The organism is Sporolactobacillus sp. CQH2019 (genome assembly GCF_028765345.1).
In the GTDB taxonomy this organism is placed as follows: Bacteria; Bacillota; Bacilli; order Bacillales; family Sporolactobacillaceae; genus Sporolactobacillus.
Map to the genome: position 1 here is coordinate 1 of NZ_JARAJZ010000025.1, position 21,858 is coordinate 21,858.

Annotated in this window: 19 protein-coding genes; 15 read left to right on the plus strand and 4 right to left on the minus strand. The window is 50.6% G+C overall.

Features of this window, described 5'->3' with window-relative positions:
• Both OYT88_RS20070 and OYT88_RS20075 read left to right on the plus strand, forming a co-directional pair.
• Nucleotides 1-608: acetate/propionate family kinase (locus tag OYT88_RS20070; protein ID WP_274402142.1), on the plus strand; the 608-nt coding region annotated here is incomplete at its 5' end.
• Between the two features lie 41 nt (nucleotides 609-649).
• Nucleotides 650-1,507 carry a glycosyltransferase family 8 protein gene (locus tag OYT88_RS20075; RefSeq protein ID WP_274402143.1) on the plus strand — a complete coding sequence of 286 codons (858 nt, stop codon included), beginning with the start codon at nucleotides 650-652 and terminating at the stop codon, nucleotides 1,505-1,507.
• 128 nt (nucleotides 1,508-1,635) lie between these two features.
• On the opposite strand, the gene OYT88_RS20080 is transcribed toward OYT88_RS20075, so the two are convergent.
• Nucleotides 1,636-2,733, minus strand: a complete 1,098-nt coding sequence (locus tag OYT88_RS20080) for a M24 family metallopeptidase (protein WP_274402144.1) — start codon at nucleotides 2,731-2,733, stop codon at nucleotides 1,636-1,638.
• Between the two features lie 213 nt (nucleotides 2,734-2,946).
• Between OYT88_RS20080 and OYT88_RS20085 the strand changes: the two genes are divergently transcribed.
• The 3 genes from OYT88_RS20085 to OYT88_RS20095 all read left to right on the plus strand — a co-directional run bounded on the left by OYT88_RS20085 (nucleotide 2,947) and on the right by OYT88_RS20095 (nucleotide 6,031).
• The gene (locus OYT88_RS20085; protein ID WP_274402145.1) at nucleotides 2,947-3,630 is read left to right on the plus strand and encodes a metal-dependent hydrolase; all 684 of its coding nucleotides are present in this window, start codon (nucleotides 2,947-2,949) and stop codon (nucleotides 3,628-3,630) included.
• Nucleotides 3,631-3,662: 32 nt separating this feature from the next.
• Nucleotides 3,663-4,976: a DRTGG domain-containing protein gene (locus OYT88_RS20090; protein ID WP_274402147.1), complete on the plus strand. Its 1,314-nt coding sequence runs from the start codon at nucleotides 3,663-3,665 to the stop codon at nucleotides 4,974-4,976.
• Nucleotides 4,977-5,065: 89 nt separating this feature from the next.
• Nucleotides 5,066-6,031 (plus strand): DHH family phosphoesterase, encoded by a 966-nt coding sequence (locus OYT88_RS20095; RefSeq protein WP_274402161.1) that lies wholly within the window; start codon nucleotides 5,066-5,068, stop codon nucleotides 6,029-6,031.
• A gap of 36 nt (nucleotides 6,032-6,067) precedes the next feature.
• On the opposite strand, the gene ytrI is transcribed toward OYT88_RS20095, so the two are convergent.
• Entirely contained in the window at nucleotides 6,068-6,595 is a 528-nt protein-coding gene (ytrI, locus tag OYT88_RS20100) for a sporulation membrane protein YtrI (protein WP_274402148.1), read from the minus strand.
• Nucleotides 6,574-6,897 (minus strand): YtrH family sporulation protein, encoded by a 324-nt coding sequence (locus OYT88_RS20105; RefSeq protein ID WP_274402149.1) that lies wholly within the window; start codon nucleotides 6,895-6,897, stop codon nucleotides 6,574-6,576. Before OYT88_RS20105 ends, ytrI begins: the two co-directional genes overlap by 22 nt.
• Before the next feature lie 161 nt (nucleotides 6,898-7,058).
• On the opposite strand from OYT88_RS20105, the gene dnaE reads away from it, so the two are divergent.
• From dnaE to OYT88_RS20140, 7 genes are all read left to right on the plus strand, one after another.
• Nucleotides 7,059-10,472 carry a DNA polymerase III subunit alpha gene (gene dnaE, locus OYT88_RS20110; protein ID WP_274402150.1) on the plus strand — a complete coding sequence of 1,138 codons (3,414 nt, stop codon included), beginning with the start codon at nucleotides 7,059-7,061 and terminating at the stop codon, nucleotides 10,470-10,472.
• Nucleotides 10,473-10,789: 317 nt separating this feature from the next.
• Nucleotides 10,790-11,689, plus strand: coding sequence for an acetyl-CoA carboxylase, carboxyltransferase subunit beta (gene accD, locus OYT88_RS20115; RefSeq protein ID WP_274402151.1), 900 nt, complete (start codon nucleotides 10,790-10,792; stop codon nucleotides 11,687-11,689).
• Nucleotides 11,647-12,621, plus strand: coding sequence for an acetyl-CoA carboxylase carboxyl transferase subunit alpha (accA, locus tag OYT88_RS20120; RefSeq protein WP_274402152.1), 975 nt, complete (start codon nucleotides 11,647-11,649; stop codon nucleotides 12,619-12,621). Before accD ends, accA begins: the two co-directional genes overlap by 43 nt.
• A 54-nt stretch (nucleotides 12,622-12,675) precedes the next feature.
• On the plus strand, nucleotides 12,676-13,635 hold the full coding sequence (gene pfkA, locus OYT88_RS20125; protein ID WP_274402162.1) for a 6-phosphofructokinase: 960 nt from the start codon (nucleotides 12,676-12,678) through the stop codon (nucleotides 13,633-13,635).
• 99 nt (nucleotides 13,636-13,734) lie between these two features.
• Complete coding sequence (gene pyk / locus OYT88_RS20130) at nucleotides 13,735-15,495, plus strand: pyruvate kinase (RefSeq protein WP_274402153.1); 1,761 nt, start codon at nucleotides 13,735-13,737, stop codon at nucleotides 15,493-15,495.
• A gap of 106 nt (nucleotides 15,496-15,601) precedes the next feature.
• The gene (locus tag OYT88_RS20135; RefSeq protein ID WP_274402154.1) at nucleotides 15,602-16,024 is read left to right on the plus strand and encodes an acyl-CoA thioesterase; all 423 of its coding nucleotides are present in this window, start codon (nucleotides 15,602-15,604) and stop codon (nucleotides 16,022-16,024) included.
• 25 nt (nucleotides 16,025-16,049) lie between these two features.
• Nucleotides 16,050-16,451 carry an FxsA family protein gene (locus tag OYT88_RS20140; protein ID WP_274402155.1) on the plus strand — a complete coding sequence of 134 codons (402 nt, stop codon included), beginning with the start codon at nucleotides 16,050-16,052 and terminating at the stop codon, nucleotides 16,449-16,451.
• 18 nt (nucleotides 16,452-16,469) lie between these two features.
• Here OYT88_RS20140 and ytvI read toward each other — a convergent pair whose 3' ends face one another.
• Nucleotides 16,470-17,606: a sporulation integral membrane protein YtvI gene (gene ytvI / locus OYT88_RS20145; RefSeq protein WP_274402156.1), complete on the minus strand. Its 1,137-nt coding sequence runs from the start codon at nucleotides 17,604-17,606 to the stop codon at nucleotides 16,470-16,472.
• A gap of 222 nt (nucleotides 17,607-17,828) precedes the next feature.
• Between ytvI and citZ the strand changes: the two genes are divergently transcribed.
• The 3 genes from citZ (at nucleotide 17,829) to mdh (ending at nucleotide 21,412) form a co-directional block, all read left to right on the plus strand.
• A complete protein-coding gene (gene citZ / locus OYT88_RS20150) occupies nucleotides 17,829-18,941 on the plus strand; it encodes a citrate synthase (protein WP_274402157.1) in 1,113 nt (370 codons plus the stop codon).
• Between the two features lie 114 nt (nucleotides 18,942-19,055).
• On the plus strand, nucleotides 19,056-20,324 hold the full coding sequence (gene icd, locus OYT88_RS20155; RefSeq protein ID WP_274402158.1) for an NADP-dependent isocitrate dehydrogenase: 1,269 nt from the start codon (nucleotides 19,056-19,058) through the stop codon (nucleotides 20,322-20,324).
• 152 nt (nucleotides 20,325-20,476) lie between these two features.
• Nucleotides 20,477-21,412, plus strand: a complete 936-nt coding sequence (gene mdh, locus OYT88_RS20160; protein WP_274402160.1) for a malate dehydrogenase — start codon at nucleotides 20,477-20,479, stop codon at nucleotides 21,410-21,412.
• Nucleotides 21,413-21,858 lie beyond the last annotated feature (446 nt).

Below are 21,858 nucleotides of genomic sequence, written 5' to 3' on the forward strand. Positions count from 1 at the left end.
AACTTAAACTGATTTCCTGCCATCTGGGCAATGGTTCCAGTATCACGGCCGTTAAGGGAGGAAAGTCAATCGATACATCGATGGGGTTTACCCCCCTTGCCGGGCTGACCATGGGAACGCGTTCGGGAGACATCGACCCTGCCCTGATCCCCTATATTATGGATAAAACCGGCATGAACGCCAGTGAAGTAATTAATGTGCTGAACAAGAAGAGCGGCCTGCTGGGAATCTCCGGCTTTTCCAGCGATCTGCGCGATATAGAAAAAGAAGCGAGGAGAGGAAACAGACGGGCCGGACTTGCCATCGAAGTGTTTGTGGAACGCATTCATAAATACATAGGATCATACGCAGCTAAAATGTCCGGAGTCGATGCCATTATTTTCACCGCCGGCATCGGGGAGCACAGTTCGCTGATTCGCGAAAGAGTGCTGGATGGGCTGGAATTTATGGGAATACATTGCGACGCTGAAATGAATAAAGTGAACGGGAAAGAACAATTTATCAATGCACCGGATTCTCCGGTCAAGGTGCTGGTCATTCCGACCAATGAAGAAGTCATGATCGCCAGAGACACGGTGCGCCTTTCCGTCCATCATCAGAAGATATAAAGAATGGATGCGTATCGGGCTACGGACTGGAGGGACTGTGAATGAATATTCTTGTCACGCTGAATGCCAATTATCTATATCCGCTGAAAGTCATGCTGAAATCGCTTTTTATCAATAATCCGGAGGAACATTTCTCTATCTACATGATGCACTCTGAAATGGCCGAAAAGCATTTAGCTGATATTAATGCTTTTGTCATGAATGAAGGCCATGAATTCACCTCCCTCTATGTCGATCCGCTGATCTTTAAAAAGGCGACCGTTCTCAAGCATTTTACGTCGGAAATGTACTATCGCCTGATTGCTTATCTTTACCTGCCGGATTCGGTCGAACGCGTGCTCTACCTGGATCCAGATGTCGTTTGTCTGAATCCTGTCTCCCGTTTCTACAATAAGCCGTTTGGCGAAGCTTTTTTTATCGCGTCGGAGCATGAATATTCAGCGCGGATGGCGAGGACTTTCAATAAGATGCGTCTGAAGATACCGAATGCAAAGGGGTATTTTAATACCGGGGTACTGCTGATGAATGTGAGCGGGCTGAAAAAGAGCGATCCGGCCGAGCAGATTTTTGCTTACATCGAGCAGTACAAGCACCGGCTGCTTCTTCCGGATCAAGACGTTTTTAACGCAATTTACTGGAATAGAATCATTCCGGTATGCGGAGCCTATTACAATTATGACGCCAGAGTCTATGATTTAAAGAAATTATTGATGATCAACGGTGATGAGGCCGATCTGAACTGGATCCGGAAACACACGGTCTTCATCCATTACTGCGGAAAACAGAAACCGTGGCATAAAACTTATAAAGGCGATCTAGGCTTTTTTTTTCACCGATATGCCGAAAAACTATCGCCTGACAGAAACAAAAAGAATTCACCCGCCTATCTTCGCGAATAAAACGCGCGATGAAACGATCCCGGAAGTTTTTGCCGGGCGGGATGCCATCTAAAAAACGGGGCGCCGCAGGTCAATTGCTGCGGCGCTCCGTTTCATCTTCATAGACATGGGCCTGCATCGGGACAGTCTCATGAAATGATCTGCAGTTCCTTCGGATAGTGAGTCAGCGTGACCGGCCCGTCTTCGCTCAGGTAGACGTCGTCTTCGATCCGTACGCCGCCGACCTCCGGCACATAAATCCCCGGTTCGACCGTAAAAACCATTCCTGCAGCCAGAGTGCCGTCATTTGCGGCACTCATGGACGGTTCTTCATGTTCGCCGAGCCCGAGCCCATGGCCGAGCCGATGAGTAAAATAGTCGCCGTAGCCGGCGTCTGTGATGATTTTTCTGGCCACGCCGTCCAGATCGCCGATACGCAGTCCCTGCTGAGCTGCCTTGATGGCAGCCTTGTTCGCCTGAAGGCATGTCCGATAAATTTTCCGCTGTTCATCCGAGGCATATTTATAACAAACCGTTCGGGTGATGTCCGAGCAGTAGCCGTCGATCACGACACCGAGATCGAAAAGGACAAAGTCGCCCTCTTTAATTTGCCGCGTACCCGGATAGCCGTGCGGGGCGGCACTGTTCTCGCCGGTCAGCACCATGGTGTCGAAAGCCATTTCCGAATAGCCGTGCTTGGCCAGTTCATACTCGATCTCGGCAATAATTGCTCGTTCGGTCCTGCCTTTTTTTATAGCTTCGATCCCGAGTCCGACCGCATAATCGGCCATTTCGCCCGCTTTTTTCATCGCGGCCAGTTCGTCTTTATCCTTAATGTTGCGCATGGTGGCAAGCAGATTTTCGATTGAGGCAAGAGGAGCATCGTTATACAGCGTTTTCAGAGCCAGTACTTTTTTGTAGGGAAGGGTACTTGGCTCGAGATAAATCTTTCCGCTGACGGTTTTTCTGGATGCGAGCGCTGCCCCGACGATTGCCCAGGGGTCCTGATCATCACGGTAGCCGATCACTTCACGGCCGAATGACGACGCACGTGCCTGCCCGACCTCGAGCTCCGGGCATACCATGAAAGGATCCCGGTCCGGGAAAAGGAACAGTCCCAGAAAGCGTTCATGAGGATCGCATTTAAAATGGGTTAAATAATAAACATTGATCGGATCGGCTATGTAGGCAAAACGTCCGTCATGATGCTTCAGCCAATCCTCAACTTTTTCGATTTTATCTGGCAAAAAGGTCACCCCGGTTCGAAAGATAATATCTTTAATGTATCACAAACTGCGGGAGAGCGGATGAAAATTCAACAACGAAACTTATTTTTTCATCAAACTGCCGTAAACATGGCGGAAGCGGTTTCCCTGCTTTCGAATCAAGCTGAAGGTAGTGTATAATGAAATTAATTAAGAGGGGGAAAATTTTCCACTCGCAGAAAAGGGGTCGAACGAATGCGTATCACTTTTATCGGTCATTCGACGGTTCTGATTGAAACAGTCCAAGCTAATCTTCTGGTTGATCCGTTTATTACAAGCAACAGTTTGGCAAAAATATCTATTAAGGACTTGCCTAAAATCGATGCTATTTTATTAACGCACGGACACAGCGATCATGTGGAAGACGTGGAGCCGGTCGCCCGGCGCGACGGATCTTTGGTGATCGCGGTTGTCGAGCTCGCAACCTATTTTGGATGGAAGGGACTGAAGACGCACGGTATGTCGATCGGCGGCGGATTTGACTTTCCTTTCGGCCGTGTGAAACTGACACAGGCTTTTCACGGCTCAAGTGTCACTGAATCCGAAAACCGGCGGATCGTGTACGCCGGCATGCCTGCCGGACTGCTTCTCTACCTGGAAGGAAAAACAATTTATCACGCGGGCGATACGGCCCTTTTCTCAGATATGAAACTGATTGGCGAACAAAACAAAATTGATCTTGCCTTTTTACCGATCGGCGACAATTTTACGATGGGTCCCGACGATGCGGAGATTGCGGCGCAGTGGATTCAGGCGGGAAAAGTCGTCCCGATTCACTATAATACATTCCCTGTAATCAGGCAGGATGTGCGCCGGTTTGCCGACCGGCTGGGAGATCGGGCTCTGGTGCTTGCACCGGGCCAGTCATTCGAGCTGTAAATCGTTCGTATCCCGGAAAGTTTGGTGAGTGTATGGAGACGAAACATGATCAGATTCTGAATTATATACAGAATCTCGAAATAGGCAGCAAGATATCGGTCCGTCAGATTGCCAAAATACTTCAGGTCAGTGAAGGAACGGCCTACCGGGCAATCAAGGATGCGGAAATTCAGGGACTTGTCAGCACTGTGGAACGTGTGGGAACTGTCCGGATTAAGAAAAAAGATAAGGCAAGTATCGAAAAACTGACTTTCGAGTCGATCGTCGGCATTGTCGACGGACAGGTTCTGGGAGGCAAAGACGGCCTTTCCCGAACGCTGAATCATTTTATTATCGGCGCGATGGAACTGGATGCGATTAAACGCTATATCGATGCCAACGACCTGATGATCGTCGGAAACCGGGAAGCCGTCCACCGTTATGCGCTGAAAGAGGGAGCAGCCGTACTGATCACCGGCGGATTCGACACAAGCGAAGATGTCCGGCTCCTGGCTGATCAGATGAATCTCCCGGTTATCTCAACCTCATACGACACATTTACTGTTGCCACTAAGATCAACCGCGCAATCTATGATCAGCTGATCAAAAAAGAGATTGTGCATGTATCCGACATCCTGATCCCGTTCTCTGAAACTCAGTTTCTGTTCAGTAAGGAATCTCCCGCCCGCTGGCATGAACTGAACCGGGAAAGCGCGCACAGCCGTTTCCCGGTCGTTAATAAGAAAATGAAAGTGGTCGGTATTGTCGCGATGAAAGACGTCATGGGGCATGAAGGCGCCGACACGATTGATGAAGTGATGACGCCGCGGCCGATCGTGGTCGAACCGACGACCTCTGTCGCGGCCGCCGCGCACCGAATGATCTGGGAAGGGATTGAATGCCTCCCGGTCGTCGATGAAAACGAAACGCTTTTGGGCATCATTACCCGCCGCGATGTGATGAAATCGCTTCAGATGATTCAGCAGCAGCCGCAGATGGGGGAAACCATTGAGGATCTGGTTTCGGCGGGGCTTGTCGATCAATCGGCCGGGGGAAATGATATTTTTCAGTTTACCGTCAAACCTCAGATGACCGATTACCTCGGCTCTCTTGCCTACGGCGTCATGACATCGATGATCACAACGGTCGGACGGCGGGTATTGAATCATCTCAGAAAGGGCGATCTGGTCATTGATAATCTGTCCTTTTATTTTTTTAAACCGGTACAGATTGAACAGACTGTCGTTATTCTCCCGAAAATACTGGAAACAACGCGCCGCAACGGAAAACTCGATATTGAATTATTTGTTGAAAATCAACTGTGCGGGAAGGCCCTGCTGACCGCCCAGTTCATCGACCGTTTCTGACCGGCGCGGAACGGCTGGACGGATGATTAAGACCGTCATCCACTGCATAAAATATCTTTTATCCGCTACCAATGGAGGGATCTGTGTTGCTGATTGATCAGATACTTGGATGGATTCAAAAATATGAAACGATTATTATTCACCGCCATGTCAGGCCCGATCCGGACGCGCTCGGGTCACAGGGCGGACTGGCCTGCCTGATTCGCGATAATTTTCCTGGAAAGAAAGTTTATGCCGTAGGCGAGGATGCAGAGTCCCTTCGCTTCCTTCTGCCGATGGACGCGCCCGATGACGCGGCATATGCCGGCGCATTGGTCATTGTATGCGACACGGCCAACCGCGAACGGATATCCGACGCACGGTTCGGCAAGGGCAGCCGCCTGATTAAAATTGATCATCATCCCGTGGTTGATTCCTACGGCGACCCTGAATGGGTAGACACGTCGTCCAGTTCGGCCAGCGAAATGATTGCGTCGATTTATCGGACGCACCCGGAGCTGAAAATGACGGATTCGGCGGCCAGGCTTCTGTTCGCCGGCATTGTCGGCGACACGGGCCGCTTTCAGTTCAGCAATGTAACGCCTGAAACGTTTCTTACCGCCGCCGAGCTTATCAAACATCCGTTCGGCCGCCAGGCTTTCTTTAATGATCTGTACAGGCGGAAACTCGCTCTTGCCAGGCTGAACGGATATGTCCTTCAGCATTTTACTCTGACTGAGGAAGGCGTCGGATTTATCAAGCTTCCTCTTGATCTGATCCGCTCCTTTAATCTTGAATCTTCGGATGCGTCGCTGCTGGTCAACTGTTTTTCGGATGTCGAGAATTTGAAAGCCTGGGTTCTGTTTTCTGAAGAAAAAGATTCGATCCGGGCGCGTCTCCGCTCTAAAGGCCCGGTGATCAACCGGATCGCTGAAATCTATCACGGCGGCGGGCACCCGCTCGCCGCAGGAGCCACGGTACACAGCTGGGAAGAAGCCGATCGCATGATTGCCGATCTGCGGACGCTTTGCCGGCAAGAGCCCTTGCAAATGAACTCGTCCGAGAAAGATGCCTGAAACGGAACAGCTGTTTTCAGGCATCTTTTGTCGCTTCTAACGGCTGTTGTCCTTTTTTTCGGAGACTTCGAGCCGGAGCGTTAATGTCGAGAAAATGGCCATGCTTTTTACATGAAAGCGATAGGTAACGTCTGCGGCGGTAAAAGGTTTCCGTTCGACCGCTTTTTCGATCAGCTGCTGGCTGTCCGCAACCGATTCAATGCTGTGATTGATCACGGAATTCAGTTCATCGGCAACGGCCTGTTCGAGTTCGGTACGGATGGCCTTTTCCAGGCCGGCATCGGCAATCGTCACGTCTACTTCCTGAACGGTCATCTTCTTTTCCAACTGTTCATTTTTTTGTTCCTCGGCGTCGATGAGCGCTTTTTTCTGCTTTTCCAGCATCTGGATCTCCGCGCTTTGTTCTCTAATTTTATCGATCTGTCTTTCCTGAGCCGCCCCGAAAAGAAAAAGGAAAAAAGAAAAACCGACGAGCACGCCGATGACGCATCCGGCCAGAAATCGCTGCCGGTCCGGCATACGATGATAGGGGGGGATACGCATCAGCCCGACCTCGTCAGCCACTGGACAATCAGGCTTGCCGAGTGGGCTCCAACCATGGCCGAGGCGATCAGCAGGAGATGTTTCAGGACTTCGGCGGGACTGCCATTGAGGAATCCGCGCTCCAAATTTTCAATGGTATCGAATGTGCCGCCAATAGCGGTGACAACGGCCCAGATTTTCATCGTGGAAGCCAGTCTGCTCATTTCCGAAAACGGCGGCTGGCTGATAAAAAATGCACCGATTCCGCCGACGATGCATCCGCCGATGATCACGCCGAAAGCGATACAGTAATTCATGATCGCCGTTGCGAAAAAAGCGCGCATAGACTTTCTCCTCCTTCAGGAGCTGCTGCAAATTTCAAAGAAAAACTTTAACTGCCCTTGTACAGATTATGGGACGGGTCGTGCCGTTATTCCGGTTTTTCATCCGATAGCCTGTATACTATAATGAATGAAGAAAGTCGGAAAAAGGGGAGAATGACAGCATGCCGTTTGTACACCTCCATGTACACAGTGAATACAGTCTGCTGGACAGTACCTGCCGGATCGGGCAGCTCGCCGAACGGGCCAAAGAGGAAGAACAGAAAGCGTTGGCTCTGACCGACAGCAATGCCCTTTACGGCGCGATTCCGTTTTACCATGCCTGCAAGAAGAACGGCATTCGTCCGATCATCGGCATGGAACTTTCAGTAGCCGTCGAGCGTAATAACATAGGGGGAAAAAGCGGAGAAAAAGAAGATGGCGGCCCGCTCATTCTGCTGGCGGAAAACAACGAAGGTTACGGCCATCTGGTCAAACTGGCTTCCATTGTTCAATATAAAAAGGCCCGCACGGTCAGTATCGAAGAACTTGCCGAATACTCGGCGGGTCTGCTCGCTTTATCGGCCGGTCCGGAGGGGCGGATCGACAGGCTGCTTGCCGCCGGGCAGCAGAAAGAGGCGGCCCGTCTGGCGGGTCAGCTCGCTGAAATTTTTCCCGGAAGTTTTTTTCTGGAATGCCAGCGTCACGGGCTCAGCAATGAAAAAACGGTTGAACGCGGCAAGCTGGCCATCGGCCGTTCGCTTTCGCTTCCCTTGGTCGCAACAAACGGCGTCCACTATATGGACAAACGGGATGCGGAGGCACATGCGTGCCTGGCGTGCATCCGAAACGGCGGCAGGCTGAAAGATCACCCTTCCGAGCATCCCGATTACGATTTTAAATCCATGAAAGAGATGGAAGAGCGTTTCGCCGATTTTCCGCAGGCGGTCGCGGCGAGTGAACAGATCGCGCAGCGCTGCCGGGTCGATTTTACTTTCGACCGAATGAGGCTTCCGTCCTTTCCGGTAGCGGAAGGGCAAAGTTCGGCTCAGCTGCTGCGTGAAAAATGCGAACGGGGGGTGCGGGAGCGCATCAGCCCGATAACTGCCGAAGTCAGAGACAGACTGGAAAAAGAGCTGAAAATTATTGACCGGATGGGATTCAACGACTATTTTCTGATTGTCGGCGACCTGATCGACCATGCGAGAAGATCGGGATTTATGCCCGGACCCGGCCGCGGCTCGGCTGCCGGCTCACTGGTCGCCTATGCAATGAAAATCACTGAAGTGAATCCTTTGAAATACAACCTTCTTTTTGAACGCTTTTTGAACCCCGAACGGATTACGATGCCGGATATCGATATGGATTTTCCGGATGTCGACCGCGATAAAATGATTGCTTATGCCTATGAAAAATACGGGAAGGAGCATGTAGCCCAAATTATTACCTTCGGAACGCTCGCGGCCAAAGCTGCCGTCCGTGATGTCGGCCGGGTGCTGGGCGGGGATCCCCGGCTTGTCGATCGCCTGGCCCGCCTGATTCCTTCCGCTCCGAAAATGACATTGAAAAAAGCATATCAGGAATCTCAGAAACTGCGCGATCTGCTGGCCGGCTCGCGGGAAGCCGCTTTTCTGTTCCGCCTGGCCGGACAGGTGGAAGGATTGCCGAGGCACTCGTCGATCCATGCGGCGGGGGTTGTGTTCAGCGATCAACCGCTCACCGATATCGTGCCCGTGCAGAAGGGGCATGACAACATTCCGGTGACGCAATATCCAATGGATGTGCTCGAATCGCTGGGGCTTCTGAAGATAGACTTTCTCGGGCTCAGGAATCTGACCTTCATGAGGGAGATTATCCGGCGCGTCTCGCTTCGGACCGGGAAGGCCTTTCACGTCGAAAACATTGCTCCGGCCGATCCCGCAACTTTTCAGCTGCTCAGCCGCGGCGATACGACAGGCATTTTTCAGCTGGAATCTGAGGGAATGCGCCGGGTGCTTCGAAAACTGAAACCGACGGAATTCGAAGATATTGTTGCCGTTGCCGCTCTCTATCGACCCGGGCCTGTCCGATTTATCGATCAGTATGTGAAAAGAAAGCACGGCGAGGAAGCGGTTTATTATCCCCATCCCGATCTGGAACCTATTCTCGCCCCGACTTACGGGGTTCTTGTGTACCAGGAACAAATTATGCAGATTGCCGTGAAGATGGCCGGCTATTCGCTGGGACAGGCCGATATACTGCGCCGCGCGGTCTCGAAAAAAAAGCGGGGAATGATTGAGGAACAGCAAAAAAGCTTTCTGGCCGGCTGCAGGAAGAATCACTATCCCGAAGACACGTCGCGCCGCGTCTTTGATCTGATCGTCCGCTTTGCCAACTACGGATTTAACCGTTCTCATGCGGTGGCCTACAGCATAATATCCTATCGGCTTGCCTATCTGAAAGCCCATTATCCGCAGGAATTCATGTCTTCGCATCTGTCCAGCATCGTCGGCAGCCAGGATAAACTCGCTTCGTCGGTCATGGAAATCCGCAGGGCAGGCATGGCAGTTTATCCTCCGTCGGTCAACCGCAGTCCGGGGGCGTTCGAACCTCTTGGGAACGGGATACTTTTTGGGTTGTCGGCAATAAAGAATCTGGGTGCCGGAGCGATCGGAGAAATCGTTGAAGAGCGGGGGAAGCACGGCGCTTATCGTGATTTATACGACTTCTGCCGCCGGGTCTCCTCCGGAAAAGTCAACAGGAAAGCTGTCGAATCACTGATTTTTTCCGGGGCGATGGACGAGTTCGGTGCGGATCGCGCGGTTCTCCTCGCGACTCTGGATCAGGCAATAGCGGCAGGCGAGGAAGAACGGAAGGGGATTGCCGGCCAGGCTTCTTTTTCAATGCCCGAGAATCCTCAGGATGGCTATACGGATGTTCCGCCGCTGACTGCTTTTGAAAAAATGCGCTATGAGAAAGAAGTGCTTGGCGTTTATTTGTCCGCCCATCCTATGGAACGTTTCCGTGCCGGGCTTCCTTCGCGGATTCTCACGATCGGCCGGGCGATGCAGCTTTCCGGCGGACAGTCCGTCACTCTTGCGGTGATCGTGGAACAGCTTCGGCCGGTCCGGGCTCAATCCGGGCAATGGATGGCTTTTTTCTCTGTCAGCGATGAATCGGGCCGCGCGGAGGCCGTCTGCTTCCCTCCTTCTTATGAAAAACTGCAGGATGTCCTGCAGAACGACCGGCTTGCGGTGATTGAGGCAAAGCTGCCTGAAGATCATAAAGAAGGCAGGCCGCAGCTGAGCGTTTATCATGCCATTGAATGGGACGATTTTCTTTCCGGACGGCGGATGGTGCTTTTCCTGAAGATCGACGGCGCTCATAATCATCCTGATCTTCTTGCCCGGCTGAAAACAGAAATAAAGGGGCACCCGGGTTCTCACCGCATCGTCCTCCACTATGAATCGGGAAGGACCGTCGGACTGGCTTCGAATTATGCGGTGTCGGCAGAAAAAAAGTTTCTTGAGGAAATGGAACGATTGCTGGGAGAAAAAAATGTGATGCTGAAACCGAGCAGAATTTTTTCGTATGATGATAAAAAGGGTATAAAAAAATAAGCGCCGTTTTAAGATAAAAAAACCAAGAGGCGTCCGGGCCCCGGGTTTTTCAAGTTTTTCTTTAAAATTCCAAGGAAGCTCTGTTATAATTAAGAAGTTTGGGGACTGATCAGCCGGGCAGAAGCCGATCGGCAAACATCGGCATGAATGCCCGCTTTTATGGAATCTGCCGGATCGACATAATAAAATAACACAACATAATCTATAGAAAGCAAGAAAAAACATTCGACGATTCAATGAAAAATGAGTGAAAAAAAAACGACATGTTAGAAGATTCGACTGATTTCTGGCTTGGAAAAAGTTAGAGGGTGATATACTTGTTAAAGGACTTTTTTGTTAAAAAGAAAAAGTACGCCACAGTTCCGTCCACCAGAGCGAAGCAGGAAGTTCCCGAGGGCATTGTGATAAAATGCCCGAAGTGCAAAAAAATTATGTATGTCAAAGAATTGGAAAAGCACCTGTATGTCTGCCAGTCATGCGGTTATCATTATCCGCTGAGCGCCTATGACCGTGCCGGCATGCTTTTTGACGAAGGGACTTTTACGGAATTCGACAGAGACATGATCTCGGAAAATCCGCTTCATTTCCCGAATTACATGGACAAACTGGAGAAGGACAAGCAGAAAACGAATCTTAACGAGGCCGTTCTGACCGGCAAGGGGAAAATTGAAGGTTATGAGGCTGCCGTTGCGATTATGGATAAGAGGTTCCGCATGGGCAGTATGGGTTCTGTCGTCGGGGAGAAAATTACCCGGATGATAGAATATGCCGAAAAGGCCGGCCTTCCGGTAGTCATCTTCTCGGCTTCGGGAGGCGCGCGCATGCAGGAGGGTATGCTGAGCCTGATGCAGATGGCTAAGACCAGCGCTGCGCTTAAATCATTCAGCGATAAAGGAGGCCTTTACATTTCGGTCATGACTCACCCGACCACGGGCGGAGTTTCTGCAAGTTTTGCCTCTCTGGGCGATTATAATTTTGCGGAACCGGGCGCGCTGATCGGTTTTGCGGGCCGGAGGATTATCGAGCAGACGATCGGCGAAGAATTGCCGGATGATTTTCAGACGGCTGAATTTCTGCTGAAGCACGGACAGCTTGATCAGGTCGTTGAGCGGGGCGAGCTGAGGCACGTCCTTCAAACGGTGCTGTCGATTCATGCCGAAGGGAGTGACGGCGCATGGGACCCGGCCTCGAATTTGAAAAACCCGTCAATGAACTGAAAGATAAGATTAGCGAACTGAAACAGTTCATGGATGACCGGGGCATCGACCTCTCTGAAGAGCTGGATCACCTGGAAAAACGGCTGGCAGCGCTGGAAAAAGAGACATACGGCAATATGACGCCGTGGGAACGCGTCCAGATCGCGAGAGATCTGAAGCGGCCGACGACGCTGGACTATATTCCGCTCCTCTTCACAGATTTTATTGAATGCCACGGCGACCGTGTTTACGGGGATGATGCCGCGATTGTGGCCGGCATCGCCAAGTTCCATCATCGGCCGGTGACCGTTATCGGCGAGCAGCGGGGGCGGGATACAAAAGAAAACATTCTGAGAAATTTCGGCATGCCTCATCCCGAAGGCTATCGAAAAGCGCTGCGTCTCATGAAACAGGCTGACAAGTTCCATCGGCCGATTATTACTTTTATTGATACAAAGGGCGCTTTCCCCGGCAAAGCGGCCGAAGAGCGCGGCCAAAGCGAAGCGATCGCGAGAAACCTTTTCGAAATGTCGGGACTGTCCGTGCCGGTTGTCTGTGTGGTGATCGGAGAAGGAGCGAGCGGCGGCGCTCTGGCAATTAGCGCCGGCAATCGCATTCTTATGCTGGAGAATGCCTGGTATTCGGTTATTTCTCCGGAAGGAGCGGCGGCGTTGCTGTGGAAAGATGCCGGCTTGGCTGAAAAGGCTGCGGAAACAATGAAAATCACGGGATCCGATTTGAAAAAAATAGGCATAATTGATAAACTGATTCCGGAGGTTTTGGGCGGTGCACACCACGACCCGAAAAAGCAGGCTCGGCTGATTGACGAAGCACTGGTCGAGTCTTTGAAAGAACTGGACAAACTAAGCCAATCCGAGATTCGGAAACAGCGATCGGCTAAGTACCGGGCAATCGGCAGTTTTGCCATGTCGCCGGGCACTCCGGCAAGTTAACAGGCTGCTGCATCATGCAGGAGTACTCGAATAAATAATGAGGTGATTGTAATGTTGAAAAGGATTGGCGTTTTAACAAGCGGCGGCGATGCTCCCGGTATGAATGCGGCGATTCGTTCGGTCGTCCGAAGCGGCATTTATCGCGGAATTGAGGTTTACGGCATCTACCATGGCTACAAGGGGCTTATTACCGGCAACATAAAGAAGCTTGAGGCGTCGGACGTCGGCGACATCGTTCAGCGCGGAGGGACAATCCTTTATACGGCGCGCTGCGAGGAATTTAAAACGGAGGAAGGCCGTGCCGTTGCCATCGAACAGCTGAAGAAGTTCGGCATCGAAGGACTTGTCGTCATCGGCGGCGACGGTTCTTTTATGGGCGGTGTCAAACTGACCGAACTCGGTTTTCCGACGATCGGCATTCCCGGCACGATCGATAATGACATTCCCGGCACCGACTTTACGCTCGGTTTTGACACGGCGCTGAATACGATTATCGACGCGATCGACAAAATCCGCGATACGGCCACTTCCCACGAACGCCGTTTTATTATCGAAGTGATGGGCCGCGGATGCGGCGATCTGGCTCTGTGGTCGGGTCTTGCGGACGGTGCGGAAACGATTATGATTCCTGAGAAGAAAGAAAACATCGACACAATTGTCGAGCGCCTGAACCGCGGCCTGCAGCGCGGGAAAAAACATAATATTATTGTTGTTGCGGAAGGCGTGGGCAGCGCGAACGATGTTGCCGAAGCCATTAAAGCGCGGGCAAACATGGACACGAGGGTGACCGTGCTCGGGCACGTCCAGAGGGGCGGTTCGCCGTCTGCGTTCGACCGTGTTCTGGCAAGCAGAATGGGGCACAAGGCAGTTGAGCTGCTGCTGAACGGCGATAAGGGCAAAATGATCGGCATAGAAAATAATAAAATTGTCGCTCATGACATTCTGGACATTGTTACGAAAAAGCACGAATTCAATAATGACCTGTTTCAGTTGGCTAAGGAATTATCCATATAAACCAAGGCAGCTCAAAATAAGGAAAAGAGATTGCCGGAAAGGCCGATCCTTTTTCCAACATTTATAAGCGGCCATTATTAAAAAGCTGGGGGCATTATGATGAGAAAAACGAAGATTGTTTGTACTCTGGGACCTGCAAGCGATACGGTTGAACGTCTGGTTCAGATGATCCATGCCGGCATGAACGTGGCTCGTTTCAATTTCTCCCACGGCGACCACGCGGAACACCATCAAAAAGTCGTAAATCTTCGCGAAGCATGTAAGATAACGGGCAGGACAGTGGGCATTCTTCTTGATACGAAGGGACCTGAAATCCGCACGCATGATATGGCCACTCCGGAGGTTCTGCTTGAAGAAGGAAAAAATGTCGACATTTCCACAACTGAAGTAGCCGGAACTGCGGACAAGTTTTCAATCACTTATCCCGAACTGATTAATGATGTCAGTATCGGCTCAAGAATTCTGATCGATGACGGACTTGTTGAACTCGAAGTGACGGGAATTGATAAGGAAGCGGGCCTGATTCACAACAGGATTCTGAATTCCGGCGTTCTTAAGAGCAAAAAGGGAATCATTGTCCCCAATGTCAGCATTAATCTGCCCGGCATGACCGACAAAGACGCGGACGACATCGTTTTCGGAATTGGCGAGGGCATTGATTTTATCGCTGCTTCTTTCGTCCGCCACGCTTCGGATGTTCTGGATATCCGCAAACTTTGCGAAGAACACAGCGTTCACGATATTCACATTTTCCCGAAAATCGAAAGCCAGGAAGCTGTCGACAATATCGATGAAATTCTTCGCGTCTCCGACGGCCTGATGATTGCCCGCGGAGACCTGGGTGTTGAAATTCCGCCGGAAGATGTTCCGCTTGTTCAGAAGAGATTGATCAGGATGTGCAACCGTGCCGGCAAAACGGTCATCACGGCGACGCAGATGCTTGATTCGATGATTCGGAATCCGCGCTGTACGCGTGCCGAGGCGAGTGATGTTGCCAATGCCATTTTTGACGGAACGGATGCAACGATGCTTTCCGGAGAATCGGCATCGGGAAGATGGCCCGTTGAAGCGGTCCGGACGATGAGCAATATCGCAACGAAAGCGGAAACGGCTCTGGATTATCCGGCCATCCTCAATCGGCTGAGCAGTTCGAACGAGAAGACGATTACGTCGGCAATCGGAGAAGCTGTGGCCCGTACGGCGCTCAGCCTCGATGTCGGTGCGATTATTACATCGACGGTCAGCGGATATACGGCGCGCGTCGTCTCCCACTATCGTCCGAAAGCTCCGATCATTGCCGTGACCAACTCAGAGCGGGTGGCGCACAAGATGTGTCTGGCCTGGGGTGTCACACCGGTACTCAGCGAAGTGGCAAAGACGACAGATGAAATGTTTGATATTGCAATCGACAGTGCCGTTAAGTCGGGGCTGGTCAAGAAGGGCGAACTGGTTGTCATTACTGCCGGCCTTCCTGTTGCCGAAGCGGGTACAACCAATCTGCTCAGGGTACACGTTGTCGGAGACGTTCTGGCGCAGGGCCAGGGTGTCGGGCGCAAGGCTGCGACGGCTCCGGTATATCTTGCAAAAGATGCCGACGACGCCAACCGCAATATGCCTGACGGGGCCATCCTTGTTGTCAAGGCGACAGATAAAGAATATGTTCCGGCAATCCGCCGCGCCGCAGGCATCGTTACCGAAGTCGGCGGGCTGACTTCCCATGCCGCCGTCGTCGGCGTGGAATTTGAAATCCCGGTCGTTATCGGTGTCGACAAAGCGACCGGAACATTAAAGGCGGGCGAAATCATCACGCTGGACGGCGAACGCGGCAAGATCTATCTCGGCCATGCCAATGTGCTTTGATCGAAAACAGGCTTTAAGGTTAAAGAAAAGAAAATATTTGTGATAGAATCAGGGAAGGTGTAGTACAGGCACCTTCTTTTAATTTTATTGGGTTGGGGTGATTGACGTGAAAATCTCGAGAACAAGAATTGTGGCACGGTATAATGAGACCGATAAAATGGGGATCATTCACCATAGTCAGTATGTTAATTGGTTCGAAATAGCCCGAACGGAGTGGATTAAAGCAACCGGCATGTCCTATCGGCAGATTGAAGAAGACGGTCTGATGCTGCCGGCCATCGGGATCGAGGTCCACTATCATTCGCCGGCACGTTTTGAAGACGCCGTGATTGTTGAAACATCGATAAAGAAATACGACAGCGTGATCATCAGCTTTTCGTATCGTGTCATCAGAGAAAACGATCAGAAGCTGCTAACGGAAGGGACAAGCACTCACTGTTGGACAAATATAGAAATGAAGCCTGTGTCTTTGAAAAAAAGAAATCCGGAACTGCACCGGCTCATTTTAAATGCGGCCGATATGTCCTGAGATAAAGAAGGGCGGGGAATCCGTGATGAAAAAGACGCTGATCCTGATTCTTCTGTATGTTTTTGCTGAATTGTCCGTACTGGTTTATTTCGGGCGGGTGCTTGGCGTTCTGTACACATTTCTCCTGCTCCTTGCCGGTGCATTCCTGGGCATCTGGACAGTGAAACGGCAAGGGCTGTCAGTCGTGAGAAGAATAAGGAACGATCTCGATCAAAGAAAGATTCCGGGCGAACCGCTGATAGACGGAGCCTGTATTTTGATCGGCGCGTTTCTTTTTCTCCTTCCGGGATTCATCAGTGATCTTGCCGGCCTGCTGTTTCTTGTCCCTTCTTTTCGTTTTTTAATAAAAAAGCGGATTTCGCGCTGGCTGAAGAAACGGATCGACCGCGGCGGTTTCTGGTTCGCTTCTTTAGGAAGGCGCAGGTAGCCGGCGTCCGTGTTATGTTTATTTTTTCCCGAGGATAAAAAGCCAGACCGCACGCAGCGTGCCGGCCCGGTATAATGCTTTTACAATGACCAGGCTCAGCGGACCAATGATCAGGCCCGCGAATCCGAGCCATCTGAAACCGAAATAAAGCGCCATAAGCGTGGCGAGTGGATCCAGCCCGATATGCGCCGACAGAATTTTCGGCTCCAGCAGCTGACGCTGAACGGCGACAGCCGCGTAGAGGCTTGTCAGCCCGATCGTCAAAAAATAATGATGCATCAGGAACTGATAGAGAATCCACGGAATAAAAATCACGCTTGGGCCAAGATACGGAATCAGGTCGACAGCTCCTGAAATAAGGGCAATCGTAAAAGGCTGATCGGTTTTCAGCACTTTAAGGCCGAGATAAACGACGATCATGGTCAGCGTCACCAGGATAAATTGGGCCCGTACAAAACCGGTGCAGGTTTTCCCCAAATCCTGCCAGACCTTCCGGATCGGAACGGCGATGGCCGGCGAAACCTTGAAAAGGGAGAGATGCCGCTTGATCTGTTCCGAATCTTTAGAAAGAAAAAAGGCGGCTAAAAAAATAAACAGAGCGGAGACCAGTGTACTCGGCAGCGAAGAGACGAATTGCGTCAGGCTGGAGATCAGATTGCCGGCCAGATTGTTGATCAGATCCGCCGCTGCTTGCGCCATACTTTCGATATTGAGCTGGATCGCTTTCTGCTGGCCTTCGGGGAGTCCGGAGAAAAGGTGCAGGGCATGTTCCCAGAAGGGGAGCAGTTTATTGAAGAAGAGCGACTGAAGATCTTTGATCAGCACACCGAGCTGGCCGGGAACGGTCCTCGTGAGCGACGACAGGCCTTTTATCAGTGCCATGGCGGTGAATAAGAGCATACCGATCACGAGAGAGAAAAGCGAGAAGAGAACGATAAAAGACGACAGACCTCTCGGAAGGCCCGTCTTTCTTTCAAGAAAGGAAACAATTGGATTCAGGAAAAAAGAAAGGACGCAGGCAATCAGAAAAGGCAGAGCATAGCGAACAGCGAGAAACAGGAAAAGTAAAATGCACCCGAGAATGGACAAGACCAGAACAGCCCGTGCAATCATCAGTAAATATGAAGTCAAAGGTCCTGTTTTCTGCGAATCCATGTCCACATCCCACCTTATTTTTTATCTCTATGCGCCGGGTGCTGCTTCTATGACTGCTCACTTCTTCAGCAAAGTCAAAAGGACAGGGAGGTGTTTTTTGTTCACAAAATTGTCAATAACGGCTATAATCATCATGAAAGGCGAACTGTCTTGGAATATTTTTATTAAGCGCTTACAATAAGGACCTTGAAACAACAGAATGCTTTAAGGAGGGAATTTAATTTGACGACGACTAAGGGATTGGAAGGCATTGTTGCAACAACCTCGGCAATCAGTTCTATCAATCGCGATGTGCTGACTTATCGCGGTTACAGTATTCATGACCTGGCTAATGAGTCGACATTTGAAGAAGTTGTCTATCTGCTTTGGAACGGCGAACTGCCGTCTGCCGATCAATTGAATGCTTTTAAGGAGAAACTGGCGGATAATGCGAGTGTTCCCGATGCGATTTTTGATATCATTAAATCTTTTCCGGGGACAGTACATCCGATGGCAGTGCTGAGAACGGCGATTTCCGCGCTGGGCGTCTTTGATCCGGATGCGGAGCGGATGGACGTACGTTCAAATATAGAGAAAGCTGTCCGGATTCAGGCCAAGATCGGAACCATCGTTGCCGGGTTTGCAAGAATACGGAATGGTGAAGAGCCGATTTCCCCAAGAAAAGATTTAGGGCTTGCAGCTAATTTTCTGTATATGCTGAAAAATAAAGTGCCGACCGATACCGAAGCGAAAACATTTGATACGGCGCTCGTGCTGCATGCCGATCATGAACTGAATGCATCGACTTTCACGGCAAGAGTCTGTGTGGCTACCCTGTCCGATATATACTCCGGAGTGACTTCTGCCATCAGCGCTTTGAAAGGTCCGCTTCACGGCGGTGCAAACGAACAGGTTATGAACATGCTGGAAAAGATCGGATCGCTCGATGAAGCTGATGACTTTATTAACGATGCACTTGCGAACAAAAAAAAGATTATGGGATTCGGCCACCGGGTATATAAGAACGGGGATCCCCGGGCAAGAATCATCAAAAAAATGGTGGAAGAATTGACGAGCCGCGGTGCCGAAACGAAATATTACGATATATCCCTCCGTATCGAATCCATAATGAAGGAAAAGAAAGGGCTCTTGCCGAACACGGATTTTTATTCGGCGACCTTGTATCACACTCTGGGTATCCGCAACGATCTGTTTACGCCGGTTTTCGCCGTCAGCCGGACTTCCGGATGGGTCGCCCACATTCTCGAACAGTACAGCGACAACCGTCTGATCCGTCCGAGAGCCGAATACAACGGACCGGATCTCAGACCGTATATTCCCCTCGAAGAACGCTGAAGGTCTGCGGGGCTCCGAAGATTTCAGCGGATGGCGCATTGCCGACGTCAAAATGTTATAATTAAAATAAAAAAAAAGAGATTTAAATAGAGAGTAGTCTGGGAGGTACATGACGTGGCACAAGGAGAACAGATCAAGTTCGGAAACGGTATTTTAAACGTACCGAATCATCCGGTTATCCCTTACATTGAAGGAGACGGTATCGGGCCGGATATATGGAAGGCGGCTTCCCGGGTTTTTAATGCCGCTGTCCGGAAGGCGTACGGCGGTGAAAAAGAGATTGTTTGGAAGGAAGTGCTGGCCGGCCAGAAAGCATTTGACCGGACAGGAAACTGGCTGCCTCAGGAAACGATTGATACAATAAAAAAATACATGATTGCGATAAAGGGCCCCTTGACGACACCTGTCGGCGGGGGAATAAGGTCGCTGAATGTGGCCCTTCGCCAGCAGCTCGATCTTTTTACCTGCCTGCGCCCTGTCCGTTATTTTGAAGGCGTCCCTTCGCCGGTTAAGCATCCTGAACGGGTGAATATGGTTATTTTCCGTGAAAATACGGAAGATATATATGCAGGTATCGAATTTGAGGCAGGCACGCCCGAAGTGCGGAAAATCGTCGATTTTCTTCAAAATGAACTGGGTGTCCGGAAAATTCGCTTCCCGGAATCTTCCGGGATCGGCATTAAGCCGGTTTCGAGGGAAGGGACGGCCCGTCTCGTCCGTGCGGCCATTCGCTACGCCATTCATGAGGACCGTAAGAGTGTGACCTTTGTTCACAAAGGAAATATTATGAAGTTTACAGAGGGCGCTTTTAAAAATTGGGGCTATGAAGTGGCCGAAAAAGAATTTGCCGATCGGACGTTCACGTGGAAGCAGTATGATACGATTGCCGCCGAAAAAGGAAAAGACGCGGCGAATGAGGCTCAGAAACAGGCTGAAGCCGAGGGCAGGATTCTGATTAAGGACGCGATTGCCGATAATTTTCTTCAGCAGATTCTGACACGGCCCAATGAATATGACGTAGTCGCCACGATGAATCTTGACGGAGATTACATCTCCGATGCCCTTGCGGCTCAGGTCGGCGGGATCGGTATCGCGCCCGGCGCCAACATAAATTATGAAACGGGCGTTGCCATTTTTGAAGCGACACACGGAACGGCCCCCAAGTATGCCGGGCTGGACAAAGTGAATCCGTCGTCCGTGATTTTGTCGGGCGTTCTCATGCTGGAACATATGACATGGTACGAACCGGCAAAACTGATTATCCGCGCGATCGAGAAGACGATCTCGAGCAAGACGGTGACCTATGATTTTGCCCGCCTGATGGACGGAGCGACGGAAGTAAAATGCTCGCAGTTCGCGGATGCTGTCATCGGCAATATGTAAATTTGCAAGGCGCAACAGTTCCTTTAACAGAAGAAACAGCCGTATGAGCGTACCGGCCGAATCGGCAGATGTATGCATCGTCGGCTTTTTCAAAATGGCAGCGCATTCAACCCGCTTTTTGAATACGAATGTCAATATAGGGAGGAATAGACATGTCGTCCAGTCGTAAAAAAGTTACAGTTGTAGGAGCAGGTTTTACCGGATCGACAACCGCTTTTCTTATTGCACAGAAAGAGCTTGCCGATGTTGTGCTGCTGGATATTCCCAAAATGGAAAATCCGACAAAGGGGAAAGCGCTCGATATGCAGGAGGCGGGTCCTGTTGAGGGATTTGATTCAAAAATTGTCGGAACGTCGGACTACGAGCAAACGGCAGACTCGGATGTCGTCATTATTACGGCGGGAATTGCCAGAAAACCGGGGATGAGCCGCGATGATCTGGTTTCCATTAATGTCGGCATCATGAAGGATGTCACGAAACAGGTTGTTAAATTCTCACCGGACTGCACAATCATCGTGCTCAGCAATCCCGTGGATGCGATGACTTATACCGTCTATAAGAAATCGAACTTCCCGAAAAATCGAGTGATCGGCCAGTCCGGTGTCCTTGATACAGCCCGTTTCAGGACGTTTATTGCCCGGGAGCTTAATCTGTCGGTTGAAGACGTCACAGGTTTTGTCCTCGGTGGGCACGGAGATTCCATGGTCCCGCTGATCCGTTATTCTTACGCCGGCGGTATTCCGGTCGAGACACTGATCCCGAAAGAACGGATGGACGCGATTGTCGAAAGGACACGCAAGGGCGGCGGGGAAATCGTTTCGCTGCTCGGGAATGGCAGCGCTTACTATGCGCCGGCGGCTTCTCTTGTCCAAATGGCGGAAGCGGTGCTGAAAGACAAGAGACGTATCCTGCCCGCCATTGCCTATCTGGAAGGAGAGTACGGATATCGTGATCTCTGTTTCGGGGTTCCGGTCGTCATCGGAAAGAACGGCATTGAAAAAGTGATTGAACTGAATCTGACCCGGGAAGAAAAGGCCGCTTTGGATCAATCGGTTGAATCCGTCAAACAGGTGCTTCAGACGATTTGATTGAATGAAATATTTTACTTTTTGTCTCTATTTTGCTGAAAATCTGATCCTATAAGATGCAGATTTTCGGCATTTTTTTACAAAAAATAAGTTATTGGAGATGGGCTGCTTCTTGATGTTTTCTTCCGGAAAACATCAAGAAGCAGCCCTTGTGCATCTCTATATTGAAAATCGGATCGGAAACGGAAAAGCAATACGGAGGAAGGCTTGCACGAATCCGGATAAAAATTCTGAACGTGCAGATGATAGAAAAGGGCCGGCTATGAGGCCGGGCCTTGAAAATTGCTGAACTGTTTGTTTTTATTTGGTACAATAAATTTAGAAAGCATTCCTGTATTCAAGAAAATGAGGTAAATTAGAGATTTTCGGAGGTGTACAGAGAAAGAGCCCTCCTGGTATAGTACGGAGTGTCAAAAGCATCGCGATGCATTGACCTCTAATTTGAT

Bases quoted from the DNA above. Each gene is read 5' to 3' on its own strand.
- mdh (WP_274402160.1), top strand. From the start codon at position 20,477: ATGTCGTCCAGTCGTAAAAAAGTTACAGTTGTAGGAGCAGGTTTTACC.
- accA (WP_274402152.1), top strand. From the start codon at position 11,647: ATGGGACCCGGCCTCGAATTTGAAAAACCCGTCAATGAACTGAAAGAT.
- dnaE (WP_274402150.1), top strand. From the start codon at position 7,059: ATGCCGTTTGTACACCTCCATGTACACAGTGAATACAGTCTGCTGGAC.
- OYT88_RS20105 (WP_274402149.1), bottom strand. From the start codon at position 6,897: ATGCGCGCTTTTTTCGCAACGGCGATCATGAATTACTGTATCGCTTTC.
- ytvI (WP_274402156.1), bottom strand. From the start codon at position 17,606: ATGGATTCGCAGAAAACAGGACCTTTGACTTCATATTTACTGATGATT.
- pyk (WP_274402153.1), top strand. From the start codon at position 13,735: ATGAGAAAAACGAAGATTGTTTGTACTCTGGGACCTGCAAGCGATACG.
- OYT88_RS20075 (WP_274402143.1), top strand. From the start codon at position 650: ATGAATATTCTTGTCACGCTGAATGCCAATTATCTATATCCGCTGAAA.
- OYT88_RS20140 (WP_274402155.1), top strand. From the start codon at position 16,050: ATGAAAAAGACGCTGATCCTGATTCTTCTGTATGTTTTTGCTGAATTG.
- OYT88_RS20090 (WP_274402147.1), top strand. From the start codon at position 3,663: ATGGAGACGAAACATGATCAGATTCTGAATTATATACAGAATCTCGAA.
- OYT88_RS20085 (WP_274402145.1), top strand. From the start codon at position 2,947: ATGCGTATCACTTTTATCGGTCATTCGACGGTTCTGATTGAAACAGTC.